Source organism: Streptomyces sp. NPDC035033 (assembly GCF_040636735.1).
Lineage (GTDB): Bacteria > Actinomycetota > Actinomycetes > Streptomycetales > Streptomycetaceae > Streptomyces.
In genome coordinates this window covers 1-2,907 of sequence record NZ_JBEZUZ010000202.1, presented here as the reverse complement: position 1 = coordinate 2,907, position 2,907 = coordinate 1, and the positions used below count along the sequence as shown (strand labels likewise).

At 69.3% G+C, this 2,907-nt stretch carries 2 protein-coding genes and 1 pseudogene; 2 read left to right on the top strand and 1 reads right to left on the bottom strand.

Annotated elements, in window-relative coordinates; all coding sequences use genetic code 11:
• Positions 1-618 (top strand): AMP-binding protein (locus AB0E83_RS35340; protein ID WP_362120905.1); only part of this gene is annotated, 618 nt, incomplete at its 5' end.
• A gap of 480 nt (positions 619-1,098) precedes the next feature.
• Here the strand turns inward: AB0E83_RS35340 and AB0E83_RS35335 are convergent.
• A pseudogene (locus AB0E83_RS35335) lies at positions 1,099-1,390 on the bottom strand (catalase); the annotation flags it as partial.
• 361 nt (positions 1,391-1,751) lie between these two features.
• Here AB0E83_RS35335 and AB0E83_RS35330 point away from each other — a divergent pair.
• On the top strand, positions 1,752-2,720 hold the full coding sequence (locus tag AB0E83_RS35330; RefSeq protein ID WP_362120903.1) for an NAD(P)H-quinone oxidoreductase: 969 nt from the start codon (positions 1,752-1,754) through the stop codon (positions 2,718-2,720).
• Positions 2,721-2,907 lie beyond the last annotated feature (187 nt).

Here is a 2,907-nt window from a genome sequence, read left to right as displayed (position 1 = left end):
TGCGCGGTCCTGGAGGGCTTCGGCATGTCCGAGACCAGCCCGGTCGTCACCTTCAACCACCCCGACCGGCCCCGCAAGGCCGGCTCGATCGGCACCCCCATCCGGGATGTCGAGGTGCGGCTCCTGGACGACAAGGGGCAGGACGTGGCCCCCGGCGCGATCGGCGAGCTCGCCGTGCGGGGTCCCAACGTGATGAAGGGCTACTGGAACCGGCCCGAGGACACGGCGGCCGCCATCCCCGACGGCTGGCTGCGCACCGGGGACCTCGCCCGCGCGGACGAGGACGGCTACCTGTACGTCGTCGACCGCAAGAAGGACATGATCATCCGTGGCGGCTACAACGTCTACCCGCGCGAGATCGAAGAGGTCCTCCACGAGCACCCGGCCGTCGCCCTGGCCGCCGTGATCGGCGTCCCGCACGCCGAACTGGGCGAAGAGGTCGCGGCCGCGGTCGTCCTGCGCCCCTCCGCGCAGGCCACCCCCGACGAGCTGCGGGAGTACGTCAAGGAACGGGTGGCGGCCTACAAGTACCCCCGCCGGGTACAGCTCGTGGACCAGCTCCCGCTGGGCCCCAGCGGCAAGATCCTCAAGCGGGAGATCACCCTGCCGACGCCGTAGCGGACGAACCCGGCCCGAAGCCGCCGCCCCGGGGCGAACAGCCGGTCCTGCGTATCCGCCCATGCCCTGACAGGGGCACACCGTCGACGTACCCCGGGACCTGACCGCGCGCATCTTCTGCACAGGACTCGACAGGTCTCGGCCCGGCCGTCCGGCAGCCTGGTCCCGCCGTGCTGTTTCCTCCGAGGACGCTTTCCCGCCGGTGACCCGGATGAGCCGCTGCCATGCCGCCCCGTCCGTACGGTCGTGAACCTGTGCGCCACCTGCCCCGCCGGCCCGGATACCTGTCCATCCGGGTCGGCGGTCTCTACCACGGGTCTACAGTCCTGCCCGGGTCCGGACAGCTTCAGTGACGCTGGTCCAGGGCCGGCTCGATGGTGGTCCGGAAAGTGAAAGCGCCCTCCAGCGCCGGTTGGTGAGGGAGTGTCCGCCACGTTGACCGCGAGATGGAGCGGGATGCGCCAGGGGCCAGGGGCCGTGGCTGCCCCGTTCGCCGGCGATGGCGGAGAACCGTGCGACCAGGTCCGTGCGGGCGCCCGTCAGCAGGGCCGCCTCCGTGACGTGGCGAGCGACCTCGAAGTGGTCGAACGCTCCGCAGCACTTCGCGTGGGGCTGGTACTCGGGGGCGTTCACGGTTGAACTGCGCCATCTGCTCGACCGGGAGGGTGTCCTGGAGCGGGATCGTGTCACCTACCCCTACGGTGAAGGGGTGCTCGCCGCTTTCCACCCAGGTCCCGGAGCCCGTCGTGACCGAGGGGTGGCTCTCGGTCACCGCCGCCTGCCTTTCGTCGCCCGTGCCCGCCCTCTGCTTCCGGACGCATGTTGCTGCCAGAGACGGGGGGAGCCTCAGTAACCAAGCTTTGACCAGCGTCTTTGTGTCGGGGTGGGAGGCGGTTCGGGTCTCCGGAAGCCGCAGATTCCTCCCTGATGTTTGCGGTGCTTACTTCTCTGGGGTAATGTAAGTGGCGTACACATTGGGTTCTCGGTGATCCCGCTCAGGCCGGATCACCGCTCCCCGCACCGGAAGGCACGCTTCCGGCCCGGATGGAGCGCCACACCTTTCGCCGAGGCGGGCCTACCGCGTCTTCCCCGGTTGCGAGAGTCCTTTATTTCGGTCGTGGAACGGAGTTGTCGTGAAGGCTGTGTCGATCACGGAGCATGGTGGTCCTGAGGTTCTGCAGTGGGTGGACGTCGAGGATCCGACACCCGGCGCGGGTGAGGTGGTCATCGATGTCGTGGCCAGCGCTTTGAACCGGGCGGACGTGATGCAGCGGTGGGGTCTGTACCCGTTGCAGCCGGGCTGGTCGCCGTATCCGGGGCTGGAGGTCTCGGGGCGTATCAGCGCGGTCGGTGAGGGCGTGACCGGTTGGCAGGTGGGGGACGAGGTCTGCGCGCTGCTGACGGGTGGCGGGTACGCGCAGAAGGTCGCCGTGCCGGCAGGCCAGCTGCTGACGATTCCGAAGGGCGTGGGGCTGACGGAGGCGGCAGGCCTGCCGGAGGTGACGGCGACGGTGTGGTCGAACATCGTCATGACCGCGGGGCTGAAGCCCGGGGAGACGCTGCTGGTGCATGGTGGCGCCGGCGGCGTGGGGACGATGGCGATCCAGATCGCCAAGGCTCTGGGCGCCCGCGTCGTCACGACCGTGGGAGGGGCGGAGAAGGCCGCTCAGGCCCGGGAGTTGGGTGCGGATGTGGCGATCGACTACCGCACCGAGGACTTCACCGAGCAGGGCCCCTATGACGTGATCCTCGATGTCGTGGGCGGTGACTACCTGGAGCGCAACGTGCGTTCCCTGGCGGCTGACGGTCGGCTGGTGGTGATCGGTCTGCAGAAGGGGCTGGAGGGGCAGCTGAATCTCGCGGAGATCGTGTTCAAGCGGGCGTCGGTGCACGGGACGACGCTGCGGACGCGTTCGAAGGAGTACAAGGCCGAGGTCGTGGCTGCGGTTCAGGAGAACGTGTGGCCGATGATCGAGAACGGGGCGGTGAAGCTGGTCATCGACCAGACCGTACCCATGGCGGACGCGGCGGAGGGACATCGTCTGATGGAGGCCGGCGGTCACCTCGGCAAGATCCTCCTCATCAACGACGACAACGCCTGACCTGGGGGCCGCATGCCCCGCAAGGCCCGATGCGACGGCGCACGCGGCATTCGGCCCCACTGGTAGTTCCCGCCTCGGCGAACGTTCGCCGGAGCGCGTCCGGGTCGGTTGCGTCCCGGCGGCCATGCCGCCGGGAGTCCTCGTAGTGGCGCAGCTCCGAGTCGGCGGACTTCGAAAGCCCGCCCAC